Source organism: Actinomycetospora succinea, from assembly GCF_004363095.1.
Lineage (GTDB): Bacteria > Actinomycetota > Actinomycetes > Mycobacteriales > Pseudonocardiaceae > Actinomycetospora > Actinomycetospora succinea.
The window spans coordinates 212,928-231,469 of record NZ_SNYO01000005.1 but is presented as its reverse complement, the minus strand read 5'-3'; the positions used below and the strand labels follow the sequence as shown (position 1 = coordinate 231,469).

The following is an 18,542-nucleotide window of genomic DNA, read 5'->3' as shown; positions in this document are numbered from 1 at the left end:
CCACGACGGGCCGCATCGGTTACCGACGAGTATCCCCGCGCGCGGAGGGTGCGGTCACTCCGGGGTGTTGTGGGGGTCGCCACCCACGCGGTAGGGCGTCGTCACGCCCTCGTACATGAGGTGGGCGACGAGGCCCTCGCCGGGATGGGCGAGGTTGTGGCAGTGGTCCATCCACAGCCCGGGGTTGTCGGCCACGAACGCGATGTCGACGGTGTGCCCGTCCTGCACGTCGATGCTGTCGGTCCACCAGGGGCTGCCGGTGGACGGGACGCCGTCACGGGCGAGCACCACCGCGTGGTGCCCGTGCAGGTGCATCGGGTGCAGCTCGCCGCTCGCGTTGTCGATGTGCATCCGGACGACGTCGCCCTCGCGGACCACGTACATCGGCACGTCGGGCCACAGGTGGCCGTTGACGGTCCACCACAGCCCGGGCGTGCCGTCGAGGAACCCGAGGCGCCGGCCGATGACGTAGTCGAAGGTCCGGTCCGCCGCGGCCGGGTCGAAGGGCAGGGCCGCGGGGGTGCCGTAGTGCAGCGGGTCGAGCTCGGCGGCCGGCCGCGGGGTCGGGGGCAGCGGCCTCCCGTAGGTGACGGCCGAGGCGCCGCCCAGCTCGACCCGCACGCCCGCGCCGTCCGCGGGGAGGTCGATCTCCAGGTCGGCGCGCCCGCCGGCGGTGACCGAGAGCGAGTCGGTCGACGGCGTGGGCCCGTCGACGTCGTCGCCGTCGATGGCGACCAGGCGGTACGGCGCCCCGCCGACCCAGACCTGGACCGGCCCGTTGTCGGTGTTGACGACCCGGACTCGCACCCGCTGGCCCGGGGCGCCGACGGCCGGGACGTCGCCCTCGAGCCCGTTGACCGTGCGCCGGCCCGCGTACAGGTGGGTCAGCGCCGTGAGGTCGGCCGTGTCGCCGAGCCCGGCGCGCGGCGTGACCACGAGCGCGCCGAAGAGCCCGCCCTTGACCTGCGGGTCCGCGACCTGGTGCGAGTGGTACCAGAACGTGCCCGCCTGGTCGGCGCGGAACCGGTAGACGAAGGACCCGCCGACGCCCACGGCGTCCTGGGTCACGCCGGCCACGCCGTCGTCGCCCGCGGGGACGTCGTAACCGTGCCAGTGCAGGGTGACGCCCTCGGCGACGTTCTCGTTGACGAGGCGCACCGCCACCATCTGGCCCTGCACCGCGCGGATCTCCGGCCCGGGCGTCGTGCCGTTGAGCGTGAAGCCGTCGACCACCCGGCCCGACGGCAGCGTCACGCGCCCGGCGCGGGCGACGAGGGTGAGGTCGACGTCCGCGGGGCCCGGGGGCTCGCGGAGCTGGTCGACCGAGGGGCCCATCGGCATGCCCGCGTGGCCGGCGTGGTCCATCCCGACCGGGCCGCCGCCGACGTCGGGCGTGCCCATCTCCTCGACCGAGTACGTCGAGGGCACGAGGCTGTCGGTCCACATCCAGGCGATCGGGACGAGCACCACGAGCGCGGCGACGACGGCGACCAGGGTCCGGCGCCGCGCGCCGGTGCCCTTCGTGCGCCAGGTCCGTCGCCGCGCCCGCAGCATCAGACGGCCGCGGTGGTGGTGGGCTGCTCGACGGCCCGCGGGGCCGAGGTGAGCCGCGCCGACATCACGGCGGTGACGAGGATGGCGAGGGCGAGCGCGCCGTGGAGCATGCCGAGCGACGGGATCGCGTGCGCGAACATCCCGAGCAGGACCTGCGCCACGACCATGAGGAACAGGGCCGCCGCGAACGCCACGCCGCGGGTGAGCTTCGCGAAGAACGAGACGATGAGCAGCAGGAGCGCCACGGCCGGCACGATGATCGTGCCGTTCATGCCGTGGACCATGAAGCCGACGACCCCGTCGAACTGGGGCTCCGCCTGGATGGCGGCCGCGTCGAGCACGCCGCCGCTCTCGATCCAGGTGGTCAGGCCGAAGAGGGCCCACGCGATCGCCGCGGCCTGGACGACCACCTCGACGGCGAGGATCCAGGCCAGAACCCGATAGGTCGTACGCACGGCCGACCCCTTCCCGCGGGACCGGCCGGACCAGCCGGAGCTCCCGCACTTCGTGGTGGTCCACCGGAACTCCAGTGGTGGCGGTCACATTAAGTCATCACAGCCGGTAATGACTAGTCCGAAAGAATGACTAAGCCGAAGCGAAGGAGCGAGAAGTGACGTTCCGTCACAGGGACCCCGGCCGTACCGGCCCTGCCCGGTCTCGGGGTGCGGACCAGGGTCGAACCCGGGGCCGACCCGTAGGGCGGGGTCGGCGCGCGGCGGCAGGCTCTTGCGGTATGACCACACCGGAGAACAGCCCCACCCCCGCCGCCCCGCTGTCCTCGCGCCTGTCGTTCGGCTTCCGGCGCAGCGTCGAGGACCGCTGGATCGCCGGCGTCTGCGGTGGCATCGCCGCCCGGACGGGCCTCGACGTCACCCTCGTCCGCGTCCTCGCGGTACTCCTGGCCGTGTTCGGGCACCTCGTGGGTCTGATCGCCTACCTGGCCGCCTGGGCGCTGGTGCCCGAGGAGGGGTCCGACCGCACGCCGACGCCGGGCGTGCCGCAGGACCCGCCCGCGAGCACCGTGTGACCTCCGCGGCGGGCGGGCGGGCGATCTACGCTCGCCCGCGTCGTCCCGCCCCGGAGGAAGCCAGCAGATGCCCACCCCGCCCTTCACGTCGGTGTACCACCAGGGCTTCGTGCGCGTGGCGGCCGCCACGATCCGCACGACGATCGCCGACCCGTCGGCCAACGCGGCCTCGCTCCTGGCCGTGGCCCGCGAGTGCCACGACGACGGCGCCGGCCTCGTCGTGTTCCCCGAGCTGACGCTGTCCGGGTACTCGATCGAGGACCTGCTCCTGCAGGACACGCTGCTCGACAGCGTCGTCGACGCCCTGGGCGAGGTGGTCGGCGCGTCGGCGGACCTGACCCCGGTGCTCGTGGTCGGCGCCCCGCTGCGCCACCGGAACCGCGCGTACAACTGCGCGGTCGTCGTGCACCGCGGGCGCGTCCTCGGCGTCGTCCCCAAGACCTACCTGCCGAACTACCGCGAGTTCTACGAGCCCCGCCAGCTCGCGGCCGGCGCCGGCGAGGAGGGCGGCACCACCCGCCTGCTCGGCGAGGACGTCCCGTTCGGCTCGGACCTGCTCTTCGCCGCGACCGACGTCGAGGGCCTCGTGCTGCACGTCGAGGTCTGCGAGGACATGTTCGTCCCGATCCCGCCGAGCGCCGGGGCGGCGCTGGCCGGGGCGACGGTGCTGGCGAACCTCTCCGGCAGCCCGATCACCGTCGGGCGCGCCGACGACCGCCAGCTGCTCGCGAAGTCGGCGTCGGCGCGCTGCTCGGCCGCGTACGTCTACGCCGCGGCGGGCGACGGCGAGTCGACCACGGAGGTCTCGTGGGACGGCCAGACGAGCATCCACGAGAACGGCACGCTGCTCGCCGAGACCGAGCGCTTCCCGGCGGGGGAGCAGCACGCGCTCGCGGACGTCGACCTGCGCCTGCTCCGCTCCGAGCGGCTGCGGATGGGCACGTTCGACGACAACCGCCGGCGCCACGAGCTGTCGTTCCGCACGGTCGACTTCACCCTCGACCCGCCGGCGGGCGACATCGGGTTCCGCCGGGAAGTCGAGCGCTTCCCGTTCGTGCCCGCCGACCCGGCGCGCCTCGAGCAGGACTGCTTCGAGGCCTACAACATCCAGGTCGCGGGCCTGCTCCAGCGCCTGCGCGCCATCGGTGACGCCAAGGTCGTCATCGGCGTCTCGGGCGGGCTCGACTCCACCCACGCGCTGATCGTCGCGGCCCGCGCCATGGACCGGGCCGGGCGCCCGCGCTCGGACATCCTCGCGTTCACGCTGCCCGGCTTCGCCACCGGCGAGCGGACCAAGTCCAACGCCGAGCGCCTGTCCGAGGCCCTGGGCGTCACGTTCGAGACGATCGACATCACCGAGACCGCGCGGCTCATGCTGGCGAACCTCGGGCACCCGTTCTCGCAGGGCGAGCCGCAGTACGACGTCACGTTCGAGAACGTCCAGGCGGGCCTGCGCACCGACTACCTCTTCCGCGCCGCCAACCAGCGCGGCGGCATCGTGCTCGGCACCGGCGACCTCTCCGAGGCGGCGCTGGGGTGGTCGACGTACGGCGTCGGCGACCAGATGTCGCACTACACGGTCAACACCGGCGTGCCGAAGACGCTGATCCAGCACCTCATCCGCTGGGTGATCAGCTCGCAGCAGTTCGAGGACGAGGTCGGCACCGTGCTGGCCGACGTGCTCGACACGGAGATCAGCCCCGAGCTCGTGCCCGCCGACCCGGACCAGGAGATCCAGTCCAGCGAGCAGAAGATCGGGCCGTACGACCTGCAGGACTTCAACCTGTACTGGTTCCTGCGCCACGGCTTCACGCCGTCGCGGATCGCGTTCCTGTCGTGGCACGCGTGGCGCGACCTCGAGGCCGGCGTGTGGCCGCCCGGCTACCCCGAGGACGACCGCCGCGCCTACGACCTCGCCGAGATCCGGCGCTGGCTCCAGGTCTTCGCCCAGCGGTTCTTCGGGTTCGCGCAGTTCAAGCGCTCGGCGATGCCGAACGGGCCGAAGGTCGTCGCCGGCGGGTCGCTCTCGCCGCGCGGCGACTGGCGCGCGCCGTCGGACTCGTCGGCGACGATCTGGCTCGACGAGATCGAGCGCTGCGTCCCGGAGTCCTGACCTACCCCGCCGCGCGCTTGTACGGGTCGGGCGGGAACCAGCCGCGGGCCACGACGGCCTCGGACCAGGAGCCGAGGGTGTCGACGAGGCGGTCGACGTCGTCGCCCAGGGCGTCGACGAGGGGCTGCTGGGCGAGGTCGGTGGCCGCCTCGACCCCGTCGCGGAAGCGGGCGCCCTCGGCGGACAGGGCGTCGCCGTCCACCAGACCCCGCGCGCGCAGGCGGGCGAGCGCGGCGTCCATGGCCTCGGGCGACCAGCCGCGCGTCGAGGTGTACTCCAGCAGGTCGAAGCCGACCCACAGCTCGGTGAGCACGTTCGACTCGATGCCGTCGAGGCCCGCGGCGACGCAGGCGGCGACGTGGGAGTCGCCGCGGTGCTCGCGCAGCAGCGTGGTCGCGTGCCACAGGCGCCCGTACGCGTCCCGCGGCCAGGGCAGCGCGCTCATCCCCGCGGAGAGCGGGCGCCCCATGACGTCGACGGGGTCGAGCGCGACCCGCAGCGGCTCGACGACGGCGTCGACCTCGGCCTCGCGGACGTCGGCGAGCACCGCGCGCAGGGCGGCGGTGCCGGCGCGCTCACGCATCCCGCGCAGGTCGGCGACCGGGCACGCCGCCCGCGCCTGGTCCCACAGCCCGCCGACGAGGCCGGGCTCGAACACCGCGAACGCCGCGGCGACGACCGTCCCCTCGACGTCCCCGAGCACCGACGCGCGCCCGCCGACGTAACCGCCCAGGAAGTCGAGGCCGGCGTCGCCGCTCTCCTTCGCGGCCGCGTCGCTCCACACCGTCACCATCGCGAGCGGTTCGACCGCGTCCCGGAGGCGGCGGGCGGGCGTGGCCTCGGTGCGGGGGTCGACGACCGGCGCCGTCCGTGGTCGGCAGAACACAGAACGGGCCTCGTCGAAGTCCATGGTGCACAATCGTTGCCGGTGACCGGGCTCACGTCCAGGTTGACGGAAGGGTTCCGGTGGGCCGAATGCCGACTCGACGCGCGGGCGACGGTCTGATCTTCTGACCCTCCCGGCACGGGCACCACTGGAGGACCCTCGCAATGACCATCACCCCCACCCGTTCCACCTCGATCTTCGGCAACTCGGTCAAGCGCACCGAGGACGACGGCCTGATCCGGGGCGCCGAGGACTACACCGGCGACCTGCCGATCGAGGGCTCGTACCACGCGGTCTTCGTCCGCTCGCCCATCGCGCACGGGACGATCACCGGCATCGACGCCGACGAGGCGCGCTCGATGCCCGGCGTCGTCGCGGTGTACGTCGACGGCGAGCTGAACGTCAACGACCGTCCCGGCCTGCCCGGCGTCGTGCCGGACGCGATGAACCGCCCGGCCCTCGCGCGGGGCAAGGTGCGCTTCGTCGGCGACATCGTCGCGGTCGTCGTCGCCGAGACCGCCGGCCAGGCGCTGGACGCCTCCGAGACCGTCTTCGCCGACATCGAGCCGCTGCCCGCCGTCACCGACATCGAGGCCGCGCTCGCCGACGACGCCCCGAAGCTGTTCGACGACCTCGGATCGAACCTGGTCGCCGGCGACGGCACCGGGGCCGTCGAGGGCATCTTCGACAGCGCCGACACGGTCGTGAAGCACACCTTCTACAACCAGAAGCTCGCCGGCGTGCCGATGGAGCCGAACGCCTGCGTGGCGATCCCCGGCGACGGCGACAAGATCAAGATGTACGTGTCGAGCCAGGGCCCGCACGGCGCCCGGGACGCCCTCGCGGGCGACCTCGGCGTCGACGGCGCGAACGTCCACGTCATCGCCCCGCGCGTCGGCGGCGGCTTCGGGCCGAAGATGCACGCCTACCAGGAGTGGGGCATCGTCGGCGCCGCCGCGCGCGCTCTCGGGCACGCGGTCCGCTGGACCGAGACCCGCTCCGAGAACATGCTCTCGATGGTCCACGGGCGAGCCCAGGTCCAGTACGTCGAGATGGGCGTGAAGTCCGACGGCACGATCGTCGGCCTGCGCGCCACCGCGATCGGCGACGCCGGCGCCTACCCGGTCCTCGGCACGATCCTGCCGAGCCTGACCCAGCTCATGGCCCAGGGCGTCTACCGGATCCCGGCGATCGACTTCACGTGGAAGGCCGTCGCCACCAACACCACGCAGATCGGCGCCTACCGCGGCGCCGGGCGACCCGAGGCCACCCAGATGCTCGAGCGGATCATCGACATCGCCGCCGACGAGATCGGCGTCGACCCGCTGGAGATGCGGCGCAAGAACTTCCTGACGCCGGACCAGTTCCCGATGACCAGCATCACCGGCGCCCAGTACGACAACGCCGAGCACGCCAAGGCGCTCGACACGGCCCGCCAGGCGGCGGGCTACGACGCCCTGCTCGCCGAGCAGAAGGAGAAGCGCGCCGCGGGCTCGCGGACCGCGATGGGCATCGGCGTGGCGTCCTACGTCGAGGTCACCGCGCCGCTGGGCCTCGACGTGGAGTTCGGCTCCGCGCAGGCCCACCCGGACGGCACGTTCACCGTCAAGGCCGGCACCAGCGCCCACGGCCAGGGCCACGAGACGGCCTTCACCCACATCGCCTCGCAGATCCTCGACGTGCCGATGGACAAGGTCCGCCTCGTCCAGTCCGACACCGAGCTGGTGGCCCGCGGGGCGGGCACCGCGGGCTCGCGGTCGCTGCAGACCGGCGGCAGCGCGATCTGGACGGCCTCCGAGCAGCTCGTGTCGCGGGCCCGCGAGATCGCCGCCCACATGCTGGAGGCCTCGCCCGACGACATCGAGCACGTCTCCGGCGGCTTCGGCGTCAAGGGCATCGCCGACACCCAGGTCACCTGGGCGCAGGTGGCGACGGCGTCCGAGGACGGCACGGGCTACGACCCCGGTGTCGGTGGCAAGCAGCTGCTCGAGGAGCTCGACTTCACCCAGGGCCAGTCGAGCTTCCCGTTCGGCTCGCACATCTCGGTCGTCGACGTCGACCTCGACACCGGCATGGTGAAGCTGCGCCGCCACATCGCCGTCGACGACTGCGGCCGCATCCTCAACCCGATGCTCGTCACCGGGCAGCAGCACGGCGGCATCGCGCAGGGCATCTCGCAGGCCCTCTACGAGCGCGTCACCTACGACGAGGACGGCAACCCGACCTCCGGCAACCTCGCCTCGTACGTCATCCCCTCGGCCGCGGACCTCATCTCCTACGAGGCCACCAACACCGAGACGCCGACCCCGCTCAACCCGCTCGGCGCCAAGGGCATCGGCGAGTCCGGGACGATCGGCTCGACGCCGGCCGTGCACAACGCCGTCGTCGACGCGCTGTCGCACCTCGGCGTCAAGCACGTCGACATGCCGCTGACCCCGGAGACGGTGTGGCGGGCGATCCAGGGCGCCGCGGGCGGCGACCCGGCCAACCGCCCGTCCGCCGGCCCCGAGTACGCGGGCGAGCCGGGCCCGCAGCACTGACCGACATGTGAGCGGAATTCCCGGCTATGACCGGGAATTCCGCTCACATAGTCTGCGGCGATGGTCGCGTGGTTGGGGCACGCCCCGCTGCCGCTGTTGGTGGTGACGGTCTTCGCCGCGGTCTACCTGGCCGCGGCGCTGGTCCTCGCCGGGCTCTGGCTCGCGCGCCGGTCGGGCCATGGCGAGTCCCTGGGTCCGCTGAGCCCGGGCCTGCTCTCGCCGATGGGCCTGATCTTCGGCCTGCTCGTCGGGTTCCTCGTCGCCGACGTGTGGGCCGACCGCGACGACGCCGCGGCGGCCGTGAGCCGGGAGGCCAGCGCGCTGCGCGACGTGGATCTGCTGATGGGGGCGTTCCCGGCCCAGCACGCCGACGTGCAGCGGCTGCTGGCCGAGCAGATCGACCAGTACGTGGCCGACGAGTGGCCCGAGATGGCCGACGGCGACGCCACGCTGACGGTCGCGCCCGCCCGGCTCGTCGCCGTGCAGTCGATCGTCCTGGCGCTGCCGGTGCAGACCGAGGGCCAGCGGGTGGCCCAGGACCGCCTCGTGACCGCGGTCGACCAGGCCCTGGAGTCGCGGCGCACCCGCCTCGTGCTCAGCGGGTCGGCGATCGACCCGCTGCGGCTGACGGCGCTCTACCTCGTCGCGCTCACGACGCTCGCGGCGATGGGCTGCATCCACGCGGACCGGCTGCGCCGCGCGGCGGTGTCCCTCGCGCTGCTCGCGACGGCGATGGCGCTCGCCCTGACGCTGCTCTGCGCCCAGGCGGCCCCGTTCGCCGGCTACTTCGCGATCGACCCCGACCTGTTGCTGCAGGTCCGCCCCTGACGTGCGTGATCTTCTGAGCTATCGCTCAGAAGATCACGCACGTGGGGTCAGCCGGGGAGGACCCAGCCGACGGGGTCGGCGAGGCGCAGGGCCGCCTCGGGGCCCCAGGAGCCCGGCGCGTAGGGCTCGGGGGCCCGGTGGTCGTCGAGCACCTCGGCGGCGGCGATCCAGACGTCCTCGAGGCCGTCGGGGCGAGTGAACAGCGCGCGGTCGCCGCTGAGCACGTCGTGGATCAGGCGCACGTACGGCGGCAGCGGGTCGCCGCCGGACAGCGTGTCGAGCGGGATCTGGGTCCACGTGGTGCCGAGGTCGGACGACGCCCCGGGAGTCTTCACGTTCATCGACAGGGCGAGCGCGCCGTCGCCGGCGAGGTCGAAGCACAGCACGTTGCCGCGCGTCGGCAGGTCGCGCTCGTCGACCGGCCCGTCCTGGGGGTCCCGGAAGATCAGGTTGACCTTCTGGTGGCTCTCGGCCATCCGCTTGCCGGTGCGCAGCAGGAACGGCACGCCGCGCCAGCGGTCGGTGTCGATCCACAGCCGCGCGGCCACGAAGGTCTCGGTGGTGGAGTCGTCGGCGACGTGGTCGAGGTCGCGGTAGCCCTCGAACTGCCCGCGCACCACCTCGTCGCGCTGCAGCGGGCGGAAGTGCCGCACGGCCTCGTCGCGGGCGGCGGCGACGTCGTCGGCGCGGAAGGTCGGGGGCGGGTCCATCGCGACCTCGGCGGCCACCTGGAACAGGTGCGTGACGAGCATGTCGAGCACGGCGCCGGTGGCGTCGTAGAACTCGGCGCGGTCGGCGACGTCGAGGGTCTCCGGGACGTCGATCTCCACCGCGGCGACGTGGTGGCGGTCCCAGGAGCTGCCGAAGAGCCCGTTGGCGAAGCGCAGGGCCCGCAGCTCCTGGGTGGCCTCCTTGCCGAGGAAGTGATCGATCCGGAAGACCTGCGACTCGTCGAGGACCTCGTGCACGACCCGGTCGAGCTCGCGGAAGCTCTCCAGCGAGGTGCCGAAGGGCTTCTCGTAGACGACCCGGGAGCCCTCGGCCAGGCCCTGCGCCCCGAGGGCGCGCGTGTAGTCGCCGAACGTCGTGGGCGGCAGCCCGAGGTAGTGGACGAGCTGGGCGTCCTGCCCGATCTCGCCGCGGGCCTCCGCGATCCGGTCGAGCAGCTCGCCGGGGTCGTCGGCCGTGAACCCGCCGCCGGCGAAGCGCAGCCCCGCGGCGAACTCGTCCCAGGGCCCGTCCTCGGGCGTCAGGCCGCCGAACTGCTCCAGGGCCTCGCGGACCTCGTCGCGGAACTCGTCGTCGGTCTTGGTGCGGCGCCCGTTGCCGATCAGGCGCCAGTCGTCGGGCAGGAGCTTCTCCTGCACGAGCCGGAAGAACGACGGCAGCACGAGGCGCTTGGCCAGGTCGCCGGTGGCGCCGAACAGGACGAAGACGGTGGGGCCGGGTGTGGCCTCTGATGACTCGGGCACCAGCGCATCGTGCCCGTCATCCGTGGGGGCCGACACCCGGAGACCCACCGTCGTGGCTCAGCGACGCGAGGCCACCAGCTCGCGCGCCTCCTGCTCGGTGGACACCGACGGGTTGGAACCCGGCAGCGGCTTGCCCGCGGTCTCCCGCAGCGACAGGAGGACGACGGCGCCGACGACCCCGGCGAAGATCAGGTACACCGCCGGCCAGTACGCCCAGCCCGTCCCGAGCACGACCGCGGTCATGATCAGCGACGTCGTCCCGGCGAAGGCCGACACGAAGATGTTGAACGAGATCGCGAGCCCGCCGTAGCGGATCTCGGTCGGGAACAGCGCCGGCAGCGTCGACGGGCAGGTCGCCGAGAAGAGGATCAGCAGCAGGCCCATGACGGCGAGGCCGATGCCGACGAGCGGCACCGAGCCGCTCTTGAGCACCAGGATCATCGGGAACGCGAGCACGACCGTGCCGATCGAGCCGACCCACAGGACCGGCTTGCGGCCGACACGGTCCGACAGGCGGCCCAGGAACGGGATGACGAACACCGCGACCCACAGGACGGCGATCTGCAGCCACTGCGACGTCGTGCTGTCGATCGCGGTGCCGCCGACGACCTGGACGTTGTCCTCGAGGTAGGTCGGCATGTAGCTGGTGAGCATGTAGTTCGGGATGTTCCAGGCCACGACGAGTCCGCCCGCGGCGAGCATCGCGGGCCAGTAGGTCCCGAACAGTTCCTTGAGCCCGGCCGAGGCCTGTTGGCCCTCGCGTTCCTCGGACTCGGAGAGCAGCGTCTGGAACGACGGGGTCTCCTCGAGCTTCACGCGCAGGTAGACACCGACGATGCCCAGCGGCAGGGCGATGAAGAACGGGATGCGCCAGGCCCAGGTCGACGCGAACTCCTCGGTGGAGACCAGCGGGATGACGGTCGCGACGGTCGCGCCGAGCGCGTAGCCGATGAACGTCCCGCATTCCAGGAAACTGCCGAAGAAACCGCGGCGCCGGTCGGGGGAGTACTCGGCGATGAACGTCATCGCGCCCGCGTACTCACCGCCGGTGGAGAAGCCCTGCACGACGCGGCAGAGCACGAGGAGAATGGGCGCCCAGATGCCGATCGATTCGTAGGGCGGGATGAAGCCGAGCAGGAACGTCCCGATCGCCATCATGATGACCGTGATCGACAGGACCTTGGTCCGGCCGATCCGGTCGCCGAGCGGACCGAAGAACAGCCCGCCGAGCGGCCGCACGAGGAACGACACCGCGAACCCGGCGAACACGCCGACCTGCGCGAGCGTGGGGTTGTCCGGCGGGAAGAAGTTCTCCTCGATCGTCGTCGCCAGGTAGGCGTAGACGCCGAAGTCGAACCACTCGGTGATGTTGCCGACCGCCGCCGCGCCCACGGCGCGCTTCATCGTCGCGGTGTCGGTGACGGTGACGCCGTCGGGCACTCCGCCTCCGTCACCCGCTTCCGTCTGCGTCATGTCGTTCTCCCCTCGCCCCCGACGGGATCGCGTTGAGTCCGATTTGACGGAAACGACCCGAAAGTCGTTAACGCCCGTTTACATCTGCTTGCTTGTCGGACACTACTGAAGTCGGACGGGGGACACAGGGTGAACGCGCGCGGTTGCTGTGAGTGGAGTCATGCCGTGCGGCCGGGGCGCGACGGAACATCACCCCGGCCCGATGCGTCTCTCGCTGTGGGCGCAGACAGCGCCCACGGTTCGCAAGCGCACGCGGACCGGTCGGGTCATCCGGACCCGGTCGCCGGCCTCGGCGCGTGCACGTGGTGAGGAGGAGCCGTCATGGCGGCAGTGTTCATGGGCATGATCGTGAGTGCGGGAGCGGGCGTCGGGGTGGCTGCCACCCTCGTCCGGCACGCGCAGCGCCACTGGGTCGCCCGTCCGGCGGCCGTGGAGGCCTGAGCCCCGATCTCTCACGTACGGGCCGTCCCGCGTCTGCGGGGCGGCCCGTCGTCGTTCCCGGGGGTCGTGCTCAGCCGTCGGGGCGCAGGTCGGCCTGCATGAGCACGGTGTCGGCCCACTGCCCGTTCTTGTAGCCCACCGACGGCATCCGGCCGACCTCGACGAAGCCCTGACGGCGGTGCAGCACGATCGACGGGGTGTCGTGGCGGGAGCCGGCGAGGGCGGCGATCACGGCGACGACCTGGCGGACCTCGGTGCCGCGCAGCGCGTCGAGCAGGCCCGCGAGCAGCAGCGAGCCCAGGCCGCGCCCGGCGGCCTCCGGGGCGATGTAGACCGAGTCCTCGACGGTGTACCGGTACGCGGCGTGCGGCCGGAACCGTGCGGCGTACGCGAAGCCCTCGATCTCACCGTCCACCTCGGCGACGAGGAAGGGCAGCGTGGGGCCCGCGGCGACGATGCGCTCGCGCCAGAGGTCGTCGGAGGGCGGTTCCTCGACGAACGTGGCGATCGACTGCAGGACGTAGCCGGCGAAGATCGCCGCGACCCGCTCCGCGTCCTGCGCGGCGGCGGGACGGAGCACACCGGTGGTGGTGGCGGGATCCGTGGTCACGCACCCGATTCTGGACCATCACCCCGGCCCGCCACGACCGTCCGACCTACTCCACGCGCAGCAGCGTGAACTCCCACTCGCCCGCGGGCTCGTTGTAGCCGGTGCGCTCGTAGATGGCGGTCGGCCCGCCCCCGGCCATGTCCGAGACCGTGCGACGCAGGCCGTGGTCCTCGCTGGGCAGCGGGATGCGCTGGAGCAGCGGGGGCTCCTCGCCCGCGCTGTCGGGCTGCGTGATCGACCCGACGCCCTGCAGCGGACCGTTGACGTACCGGACAGCGAACTCCATGTGCCCTCCCTGGCGAGATCGGCACACCCTACGACCCCGGCCCGCGGTCGTCACCGCCACCATGCGGACCTGATTGCCCCGATCGGCCGACCGTTGGGGCCCGGACGACCACGTAAAGTCATCCTCGTGCGGTCCGCTCTCCTCCTCCTCGGCGGCCTGGTCCTCATCGGGGCCGGGATCGCCGTCATCGCGCTCGAGGTGCCCGGCCGCTGGGTGCTCGGACCGGCGCTGATCGCGGGCGGGCTGCTGGCCAAGGTCGCCGGGTTCCTGCTCACCGGCGACGCGCCGCCGAGCGGCTCCGGGCGCACCGTGACGACCCTCGGCACCGCGGGCGCCGAGCGCCCCCGCAGCGGGCCGACGGCCGGACGCACCTCGGCGCTGCGTCGGGCCCGCACGGCGCGCACCGCCCGTGCCAGCGAGGCCGCACGCGTCGCCTGCGAGGGCGCCGCGACGCACCGGCGCACCGCGTCCTGAGCTCCCCGGTGGCGGGCTAGTCTCGGCACGTGGCCGGCGCCTGGGAGTACGCGACGCTGGAGATCTCCGCGGTCGGCCTGTCCGAGGACGCGGCGGGCGAGGCCGGCGCCGAGTGGCAGATCTACGCGATCGGGCCGTCCGACGAGCTGATCCTCGAGGAGTACCGGCCCTACCGCGTCGCCTGGGCGCGCGTGTACGCCGAGCAGCTCAACAGGCTCGGTCAGCAGGGCTGGGAGCTCGTCGCGCTCGCCGGCCCGCAGGGTGCCCTCGTCCCGAGCGCACCCGGGCGTGCGCCGGGGACGGCGCCGCACGTCGTGGAGACGCGGTTCGTGCTGCGGCGACCCGCCTAGACCGGCCACTGCTCCTGGCGCCACGCGGCGTCCCAGAACATCCACTCGTAGCGGCACGTCGTCACGTAGTGCTCGCGGACGCGCTCGTGCTCGCTGTCGCCGAGGGTCGGCCCGACGCGGTCGGTCACGGCCAGCACCGCATCGACGACCGCCTGGAACTCGTCGCCGCCGTACATCGCGATCCAGCGGGCGTAGAGCGGGTCGGGGGAGGAGTCCGCGAGGAGCGCCTCGCCGACCCGCGCGTAGATCCAGTAGCAGGGCAGGACCGCCCCGAGCCCTTCGGCGAACGAGCCGCCGTGGCACGTGGCGAGCAGGTAGCTGGTGTACGCGGTGGTGGTCGGGGCGACGGGGACGTCGGCGTCGCTCGCGGTACCGAGCGCGTCGGCGAGCTCGGCGTGCATCTCCTGCTCGGCGGCGATCGCGCCGGCGGCGTGCTGGGCGAACATCACCGTGTCGGCCTCGGTGGGCGCCCGCGCCGCGAGGACCGCCAGGGCTCGCGCGTAGCCGCGCAGGTAGTGGGCGTCCTGCACGACGAAGTGCCGGAACGCCGCGTGCGGCAGCGTGCCGTCGGACAGGCCGGTGAGGAACGGGTGCGCGCGCACCGCGTCGTAGATCCCGGCGCCCGCGTCCCAGAGCTCGTCGCTGAAACCCACGCGAGCACCCTGTCACGGCCCGATCCGATGTCGCAGTGAGATCATCGCGGGGTGCTGGCGGCCTCCGGGGTTCCGAGCGAAGGGCACCTTCGCTCGGAGAGACGGGCGAGGGGCGCCCCTCGCCGAAACGGGCCGCTCGCCCGGGCCGCGGGGCTCGCGCTCGGCGTGCTCGCCGACGCCGTGCTCGGCGACCCCCGCCGCGGCCACCCCGTCGCGGCGTTCGGCGCCGTGGCAGGCGCGCTGGAGCGGCGCTGGTGGGCCGACCGGCGCGGGCCCGGCCTGGCGTACGCCGCGGTGCTCGTCGGCGGGGCGGTGGGCGCGGGGGTGCTCGCCGAGCGCGTCAGGCACCCCGTCGCCCGCACCGCGCTGACCGCCGCGGCGACGTGGACCGTGCTCGGCGGGACGTCGCTGGCCGGCGAGGGCACGGCGATGGCGACGTCCCTGCAGGCGGGCGACGTCGACGCCGCCCGGGCGCGGCTGCCGCACCTGTGCGGGCGCGACCCCTCGGCCCTCGACCCCGACGGGCTGGCGCGCGCGGCGCTCGAGTCGATCGCCGAGAACACCGCCGACGCCGTCGTCGCGCCGCTCGTGTGGGGCGCGGTGGCCGGGGTGCCGGGCCTGCTGGGACACCGGGCGGTGAACACGCTGGACGCGATGGTGGGCCACCGGTCGGCGCGGTACGAGCACTTCGGCTGGGCCTCGGCACGCGCCGACGACGTCGCGGGCGTCGTCCCGGCGCGCGTGTCGGCGCTGGTCACGGCCGCGTGCGCGCCGCTGGTCGGCGGGCGCCCCGGCGACGCGTGGCGGGCGTGGCGCCGCGACGCCCCCGCGCACCCCAGCCCCAACGCCGGCCCCGTGGAGGCGTCGTTCGCGGGCGCGCTCGGCCTGCGAGTCGGCGGGCGCACCGTCTACCCCTACGGCGTCCAGGACCGCCCGGTGCTCGGCGACGGCCGCCCGCCCGCGGTCGCCGACCTCCCGCGCGCCGTCCGCCTCTCCCGCGCCGTCGGTCTCGCGACGGCTCTCCTGGCCGTGGCTGTGTCAGCGTGGCAGCCACGCTGACAATCCAATGCCGCACGCCGACAGGGTCAAATCCCCCTCGATCTTCTACCGTCGGCCGTAGCGGTCCGCCAGCTTCTCCTCGGTCGGCGACGGCGCCTGCGCGTCCCAGTGCGTGCCGTCGGCGGCGTCGCGCGGGTCCTGGCGGTCGCGAGGCCGCGGTTCGAGCCCGTGCTCGCGGCGGTACTCCAGGCGCGCGAAGTAGATCCACGCCCCGATCGCCATCAGCCCGAAGATCAGCCACTGCCAGGCGTACGAGTACGACGGGTTCGGGTCCGGCGGGGGGAGCGGGACGGCGGTGATCACCCCGGGTTGGCCGGGGAGCAGCTGCACGTAGCCCGGGCTCGTCGCGATCCCGCCCGCCGCACCGACCGTGGCGGCGTCCGCCGAGTACACCTGGCGCTGCCCGTCGGCGACGACCGCGGGACGGGTCGGCGCGCCCTCGTCGAGGCGCTGGTAGCCCGCGACCGTCACGGTCCCGCCGGGCGGCGCGGGGATCGGCGGCAGCGCGCCCTGCCCGTCGGTGCGCACGTACCCGCGGTCGACGAGCACGGTCTCGCCGGTGCTGGTGACCAGCGGGGTCATGACCTCGCTCGCCGGGTGCCCCTCGATGCTGCGCAGGCGCACGAGCACCTGGCCCTCCGGGCGGTACGTGCCGGCGACGGTGACCTGGCGCCACGCCACGTCCGCGCCGGGTGCCGCGCCGGGGGCGACGAGCTCGCCGCGCGGCACCGGCGCCGTCGCGACCGCCCTGGTCAGCGCGGCGTTGTCGCCGTCGCGCTCGTCGCTGCGGTGGAACTGCCACGGCGCGAGCAGGTAGTAGCAGGCGAAGGCGAACGCGGCCACGACGAGCGTCAGTGCGATCCACCCGGGTTTCAGCAGGAACCGCACGGGCCCAGGTTACGACGCGATCCGCGAACAGACGGTGAGCGCCCGGTCGCCGTACCCGCCCCCGAAGAGCTCCGCGTGCACGAGCAGCGGCCAGAGCTGGTGCAGCCCGACGCGGTCCCGCCAGCCGTCGGCCAGCGGCGCGGCTTCGTCGTACGCGGCGAGGATCGTCTCCAGCTCGGGCGCGCCGAAGAGCGCGAGCATGGCGAGGTCGGTCTCGCGGTGCCCGCCGTGCGCGGCCGGGTCGATCACCCATCCCCGCCCGCCGGACCACAGCACGTTCCCCGTCCACAGGTCCCCGTGCAGGCGCGCCGGCGGCTCGGACGGCCCGGCGACGTCGTCGAAGCGCGCGCAGGCCCGTTCGACGAGGGCGAGGTCGTCGCCGCGCAGCGCCCGGCGGGCGTGGGGGAGGACGCGGTGCTCGGCGTACCACGACGGCCAGTGCTCGCCGGTCTCGTTGACCATCCGCGCCTCGCCGATCCACGCGTGCACCGGCCCGCCGGGCGGTGGTGCGCCGAAGGCGGATGCGCCGGCGGCGTGCAGCGCGGCGAGCCCGCGCCCGAACGTCTCGGCGGCGTCGCGGTCGGCGCGACCCGACGGCACGCGCGTCGACACCATCCGGCCCTCGGTCTCCCCGAGCACCTCCGGCACGCCCACGGTGCCGGGATCGGCGAGCCAGCGCAGCCCGGCGGCCTCGGCGGCGATCGCGGACGGCTCCGCGGACTTGACGACGACCTCGGTCCCGTCGTCGAGCGTGGCCATCTGCACGCCGCCGCCGGTCCCGGCGAGCAGCGACCCGACCGACGTCACGGCGCGACCCGCGCGACCAGCCCCGGCATCGCCGCCTCGACCATGTCCATCACCTCGTCGAACCCGCCGGGGCCGCCGTAGTACGGGTCGGGCACCTCGGCGCCCTCGGGTGCCTCGGGGTCGAAGGCGCGCAGCAGCACGACGCGCTCGGGGTCGGCGCCCGCCGAGACGAGGTCGCGGGCGTGGTCCCGCGTGGCGGCGACGAGCAGGTCCGCGGCGAGCAGGTCGGGGTCGATCTGACGCGCGCGGTGCCGCGTCTCGTAGCCCCGGTCCCGCAACGTGGCCGCCGCGCGCCGGTCCATCGGCTCGCCGACGTGCCAGTCCCCGGTCCCGGCGCTGCTGACCGTCACCGCGTCGGTCAGACCGGCGTCGGCCAGCCGCGCGCGGAACACCTTCTCCGCGACCGGCGAGCGGCAGATGTTGCCCGAACAGACGAAGACGACGTGCACGGACGCCATGATCCCGGTGCGGCGCGCGACGAGCGAGGGGCGCCCTCGCTGCCTCTGACGCAGCGAGGGAGTCCCTCGCTGCGGTCAGGCGGCCACCGCGGGCCGGCGCAGCATCGCCGCCGTCGGGCGTGCCGGCACGGAGGCGGCGGAGGGCAGCAGCTCGATCTCGAGGAGGTCGTCGGCGAGCTCCGTCAGGCGGATGCGGGGCACCTCGAACGCCCGCGCGATGGCCTTCCCGTGGGTCGCGACGTCGTCGAACGTCTGGCCGGCCCCGAGCCGGATCGTGAAGCGCTCCGACCGGCCGAGGACCACCTGGGTGATGCGCGGTTCGACGCGGTGGACGCGGCCGGAGAGGTACATCCGCTCCGACAGGCCGATCTCCGCGACGGCGTCGCGCCAGCGCGCGTGGATGGCGTGGCGCCGCTGACCGGCCACGGAGTGCCTCACGGCACCGGGGCCGCGGCGCAGCGGAGCCCACCAGCGTTCGGCCGCGACACCGAGCGCCCGCCGGCTCCTCGTCACGATCGTGTCGGGTGCTGTGGTGGTCATGGTTCCCCCTCGTCGACGGCGGCGTGTTCCCCCTGCTCACGAGGCTGATCCGGCGTCGTCCGGGCCACGAGGGGGCATGCCCC

General features: G+C 73.8%; 19 protein-coding genes. 7 read left to right on the top strand and 12 right to left on the bottom strand.

The window, feature by feature from the left end; translation table 11 throughout:
* Positions 1-54: 54 nt before the first annotated feature.
* A complete protein-coding gene (locus EV188_RS19710) occupies positions 55-1,554 on the bottom strand; it encodes a multicopper oxidase family protein (RefSeq protein WP_133827991.1) in 1,500 nt (499 codons plus the stop codon).
* A complete protein-coding gene (locus tag EV188_RS19705) occupies positions 1,554-2,009 on the bottom strand; it encodes a hypothetical protein (protein WP_133827990.1) in 456 nt (151 codons plus the stop codon). Before EV188_RS19705 ends, EV188_RS19710 begins: the two co-directional genes overlap by 1 nt.
* 278 nt (positions 2,010-2,287) lie before the next feature.
* On the opposite strand from EV188_RS19705, the gene EV188_RS19700 reads away from it, so the two are divergent.
* Together EV188_RS19700 and EV188_RS19695 are read left to right on the top strand one after the other, a co-directional pair.
* Positions 2,288-2,581: a PspC domain-containing protein gene (locus EV188_RS19700; RefSeq protein ID WP_133827989.1), complete on the top strand. Its 294-nt coding sequence runs from the start codon at positions 2,288-2,290 to the stop codon at positions 2,579-2,581.
* A gap of 67 nt (positions 2,582-2,648) precedes the next feature.
* Positions 2,649-4,694, top strand: coding sequence for an NAD(+) synthase (locus EV188_RS19695; RefSeq protein WP_133827988.1), 2,046 nt, complete (start codon positions 2,649-2,651; stop codon positions 4,692-4,694).
* Position 4,695: 1 nt separating this feature from the next.
* On the opposite strand, the gene EV188_RS19690 is transcribed toward EV188_RS19695, so the two are convergent.
* The gene (locus EV188_RS19690) at positions 4,696-5,604 is read right to left on the bottom strand and encodes an SCO6745 family protein (protein WP_133827987.1); all 909 of its coding nucleotides are present in this window, start codon (positions 5,602-5,604) and stop codon (positions 4,696-4,698) included.
* 140 nt (positions 5,605-5,744) lie between these two features.
* Between EV188_RS19690 and EV188_RS19685 the strand changes: the two genes are divergently transcribed.
* Complete coding sequence (locus tag EV188_RS19685) at positions 5,745-8,120, top strand: xanthine dehydrogenase family protein molybdopterin-binding subunit (protein WP_133827986.1); 2,376 nt, start codon at positions 5,745-5,747, stop codon at positions 8,118-8,120.
* Positions 8,121-8,180: 60 nt separating this feature from the next.
* Complete coding sequence (locus tag EV188_RS19680) at positions 8,181-8,948, top strand: bestrophin-like domain (RefSeq protein WP_133827985.1); 768 nt, start codon at positions 8,181-8,183, stop codon at positions 8,946-8,948.
* Between the two features lie 47 nt (positions 8,949-8,995).
* On the opposite strand, the gene EV188_RS19675 is transcribed toward EV188_RS19680, so the two are convergent.
* The 4 genes from EV188_RS19675 to EV188_RS19660 form a co-directional block, all read right to left on the bottom strand.
* Positions 8,996-10,420: a glucose-6-phosphate dehydrogenase gene (locus EV188_RS19675; protein ID WP_133827984.1), complete on the bottom strand. Its 1,425-nt coding sequence runs from the start codon at positions 10,418-10,420 to the stop codon at positions 8,996-8,998.
* A gap of 57 nt (positions 10,421-10,477) precedes the next feature.
* Complete coding sequence (locus EV188_RS19670; protein WP_133827983.1) at positions 10,478-11,893, bottom strand: MFS transporter; 1,416 nt, start codon at positions 11,891-11,893, stop codon at positions 10,478-10,480.
* Between the two features lie 511 nt (positions 11,894-12,404).
* Positions 12,405-12,944 carry a GNAT family N-acetyltransferase gene (locus EV188_RS19665; protein ID WP_208114290.1) on the bottom strand — a complete coding sequence of 180 codons (540 nt, stop codon included), beginning with the start codon at positions 12,942-12,944 and terminating at the stop codon, positions 12,405-12,407.
* Between the two features lie 46 nt (positions 12,945-12,990).
* Positions 12,991-13,230 (bottom strand): hypothetical protein, encoded by a 240-nt coding sequence (locus tag EV188_RS19660; RefSeq protein WP_133827982.1) that lies wholly within the window; start codon positions 13,228-13,230, stop codon positions 12,991-12,993.
* 126 nt (positions 13,231-13,356) lie between these two features.
* On the opposite strand from EV188_RS19660, the gene EV188_RS19655 reads away from it, so the two are divergent.
* Together EV188_RS19655 and EV188_RS19650 are read left to right on the top strand one after the other, a co-directional pair.
* Complete coding sequence (locus EV188_RS19655; RefSeq protein WP_133827981.1) at positions 13,357-13,704, top strand: hypothetical protein; 348 nt, start codon at positions 13,357-13,359, stop codon at positions 13,702-13,704.
* Between the two features lie 29 nt (positions 13,705-13,733).
* Positions 13,734-14,054 carry a hypothetical protein gene (locus tag EV188_RS19650; protein ID WP_133827980.1) on the top strand — a complete coding sequence of 107 codons (321 nt, stop codon included), beginning with the start codon at positions 13,734-13,736 and terminating at the stop codon, positions 14,052-14,054.
* Here EV188_RS19650 and tenA read toward each other — a convergent pair.
* Positions 14,051-14,707, bottom strand: coding sequence for a thiaminase II (gene tenA / locus EV188_RS19645; protein WP_133827979.1), 657 nt, complete (start codon positions 14,705-14,707; stop codon positions 14,051-14,053). The two genes, EV188_RS19650 and tenA, sit on opposite strands and share 4 nt — an antisense overlap.
* A 51-nt stretch (positions 14,708-14,758) precedes the next feature.
* Here tenA and EV188_RS19640 point away from each other — a divergent pair, with 51 nt between their 5' ends.
* Complete coding sequence (locus tag EV188_RS19640; RefSeq protein ID WP_424922937.1) at positions 14,759-15,766, top strand: cobalamin biosynthesis protein; 1,008 nt, start codon at positions 14,759-14,761, stop codon at positions 15,764-15,766.
* 45 nt (positions 15,767-15,811) lie between these two features.
* Here EV188_RS19640 and EV188_RS19635 read toward each other — a convergent pair whose 3' ends face one another.
* The 4 genes from EV188_RS19635 to EV188_RS19620 all read right to left on the bottom strand — a co-directional run bounded on the left by EV188_RS19635 (position 15,812) and on the right by EV188_RS19620 (position 18,459).
* Complete coding sequence (locus EV188_RS19635) at positions 15,812-16,654, bottom strand: SURF1 family cytochrome oxidase biogenesis protein (protein WP_133827978.1); 843 nt, start codon at positions 16,652-16,654, stop codon at positions 15,812-15,814.
* A gap of 9 nt (positions 16,655-16,663) precedes the next feature.
* A complete protein-coding gene (locus EV188_RS19630) occupies positions 16,664-17,413 on the bottom strand; it encodes a fructosamine kinase family protein (protein WP_133828093.1) in 750 nt (249 codons plus the stop codon).
* Positions 17,414-17,457: 44 nt separating this feature from the next.
* Entirely contained in the window at positions 17,458-17,919 is a 462-nt protein-coding gene (locus tag EV188_RS19625; RefSeq protein ID WP_133827977.1) for a low molecular weight protein-tyrosine-phosphatase, read from the bottom strand.
* A gap of 75 nt (positions 17,920-17,994) precedes the next feature.
* A complete protein-coding gene (locus EV188_RS19620) occupies positions 17,995-18,459 on the bottom strand; it encodes a hypothetical protein (RefSeq protein WP_133827976.1) in 465 nt (154 codons plus the stop codon).
* Positions 18,460-18,542 lie beyond the last annotated feature (83 nt).

What these genes read in the sequence shown, in the direction of transcription:
- EV188_RS19660 (WP_133827982.1), bottom strand. Translation starts at nt 13,230, where the DNA reads ATGGAGTTCGCTGTCCGGTACGTCAACGGTCCGCTGCAGGGCGTCGGG.
- EV188_RS19630 (WP_133828093.1), bottom strand. Translation starts at nt 17,413, where the DNA reads ATGGCCACGCTCGACGACGGGACCGAGGTCGTCGTCAAGTCCGCGGAG.
- EV188_RS19680 (WP_133827985.1), top strand. Translation starts at nt 8,181, where the DNA reads ATGGTCGCGTGGTTGGGGCACGCCCCGCTGCCGCTGTTGGTGGTGACG.
- EV188_RS19670 (WP_133827983.1), bottom strand. Translation starts at nt 11,893, where the DNA reads ATGACGCAGACGGAAGCGGGTGACGGAGGCGGAGTGCCCGACGGCGTC.
- EV188_RS19695 (WP_133827988.1), top strand. Translation starts at nt 2,649, where the DNA reads ATGCCCACCCCGCCCTTCACGTCGGTGTACCACCAGGGCTTCGTGCGC.
- EV188_RS19700 (WP_133827989.1), top strand. Translation starts at nt 2,288, where the DNA reads ATGACCACACCGGAGAACAGCCCCACCCCCGCCGCCCCGCTGTCCTCG.
- EV188_RS19625 (WP_133827977.1), bottom strand. Translation starts at nt 17,919, where the DNA reads ATGGCGTCCGTGCACGTCGTCTTCGTCTGTTCGGGCAACATCTGCCGC.
- EV188_RS19710 (WP_133827991.1), bottom strand. Translation starts at nt 1,554, where the DNA reads ATGCTGCGGGCGCGGCGACGGACCTGGCGCACGAAGGGCACCGGCGCG.
- EV188_RS19620 (WP_133827976.1), bottom strand. Translation starts at nt 18,459, where the DNA reads ATGACCACCACAGCACCCGACACGATCGTGACGAGGAGCCGGCGGGCG.
- EV188_RS19685 (WP_133827986.1), top strand. Translation starts at nt 5,745, where the DNA reads ATGACCATCACCCCCACCCGTTCCACCTCGATCTTCGGCAACTCGGTC.
- EV188_RS19690 (WP_133827987.1), bottom strand. Translation starts at nt 5,604, where the DNA reads ATGGACTTCGACGAGGCCCGTTCTGTGTTCTGCCGACCACGGACGGCG.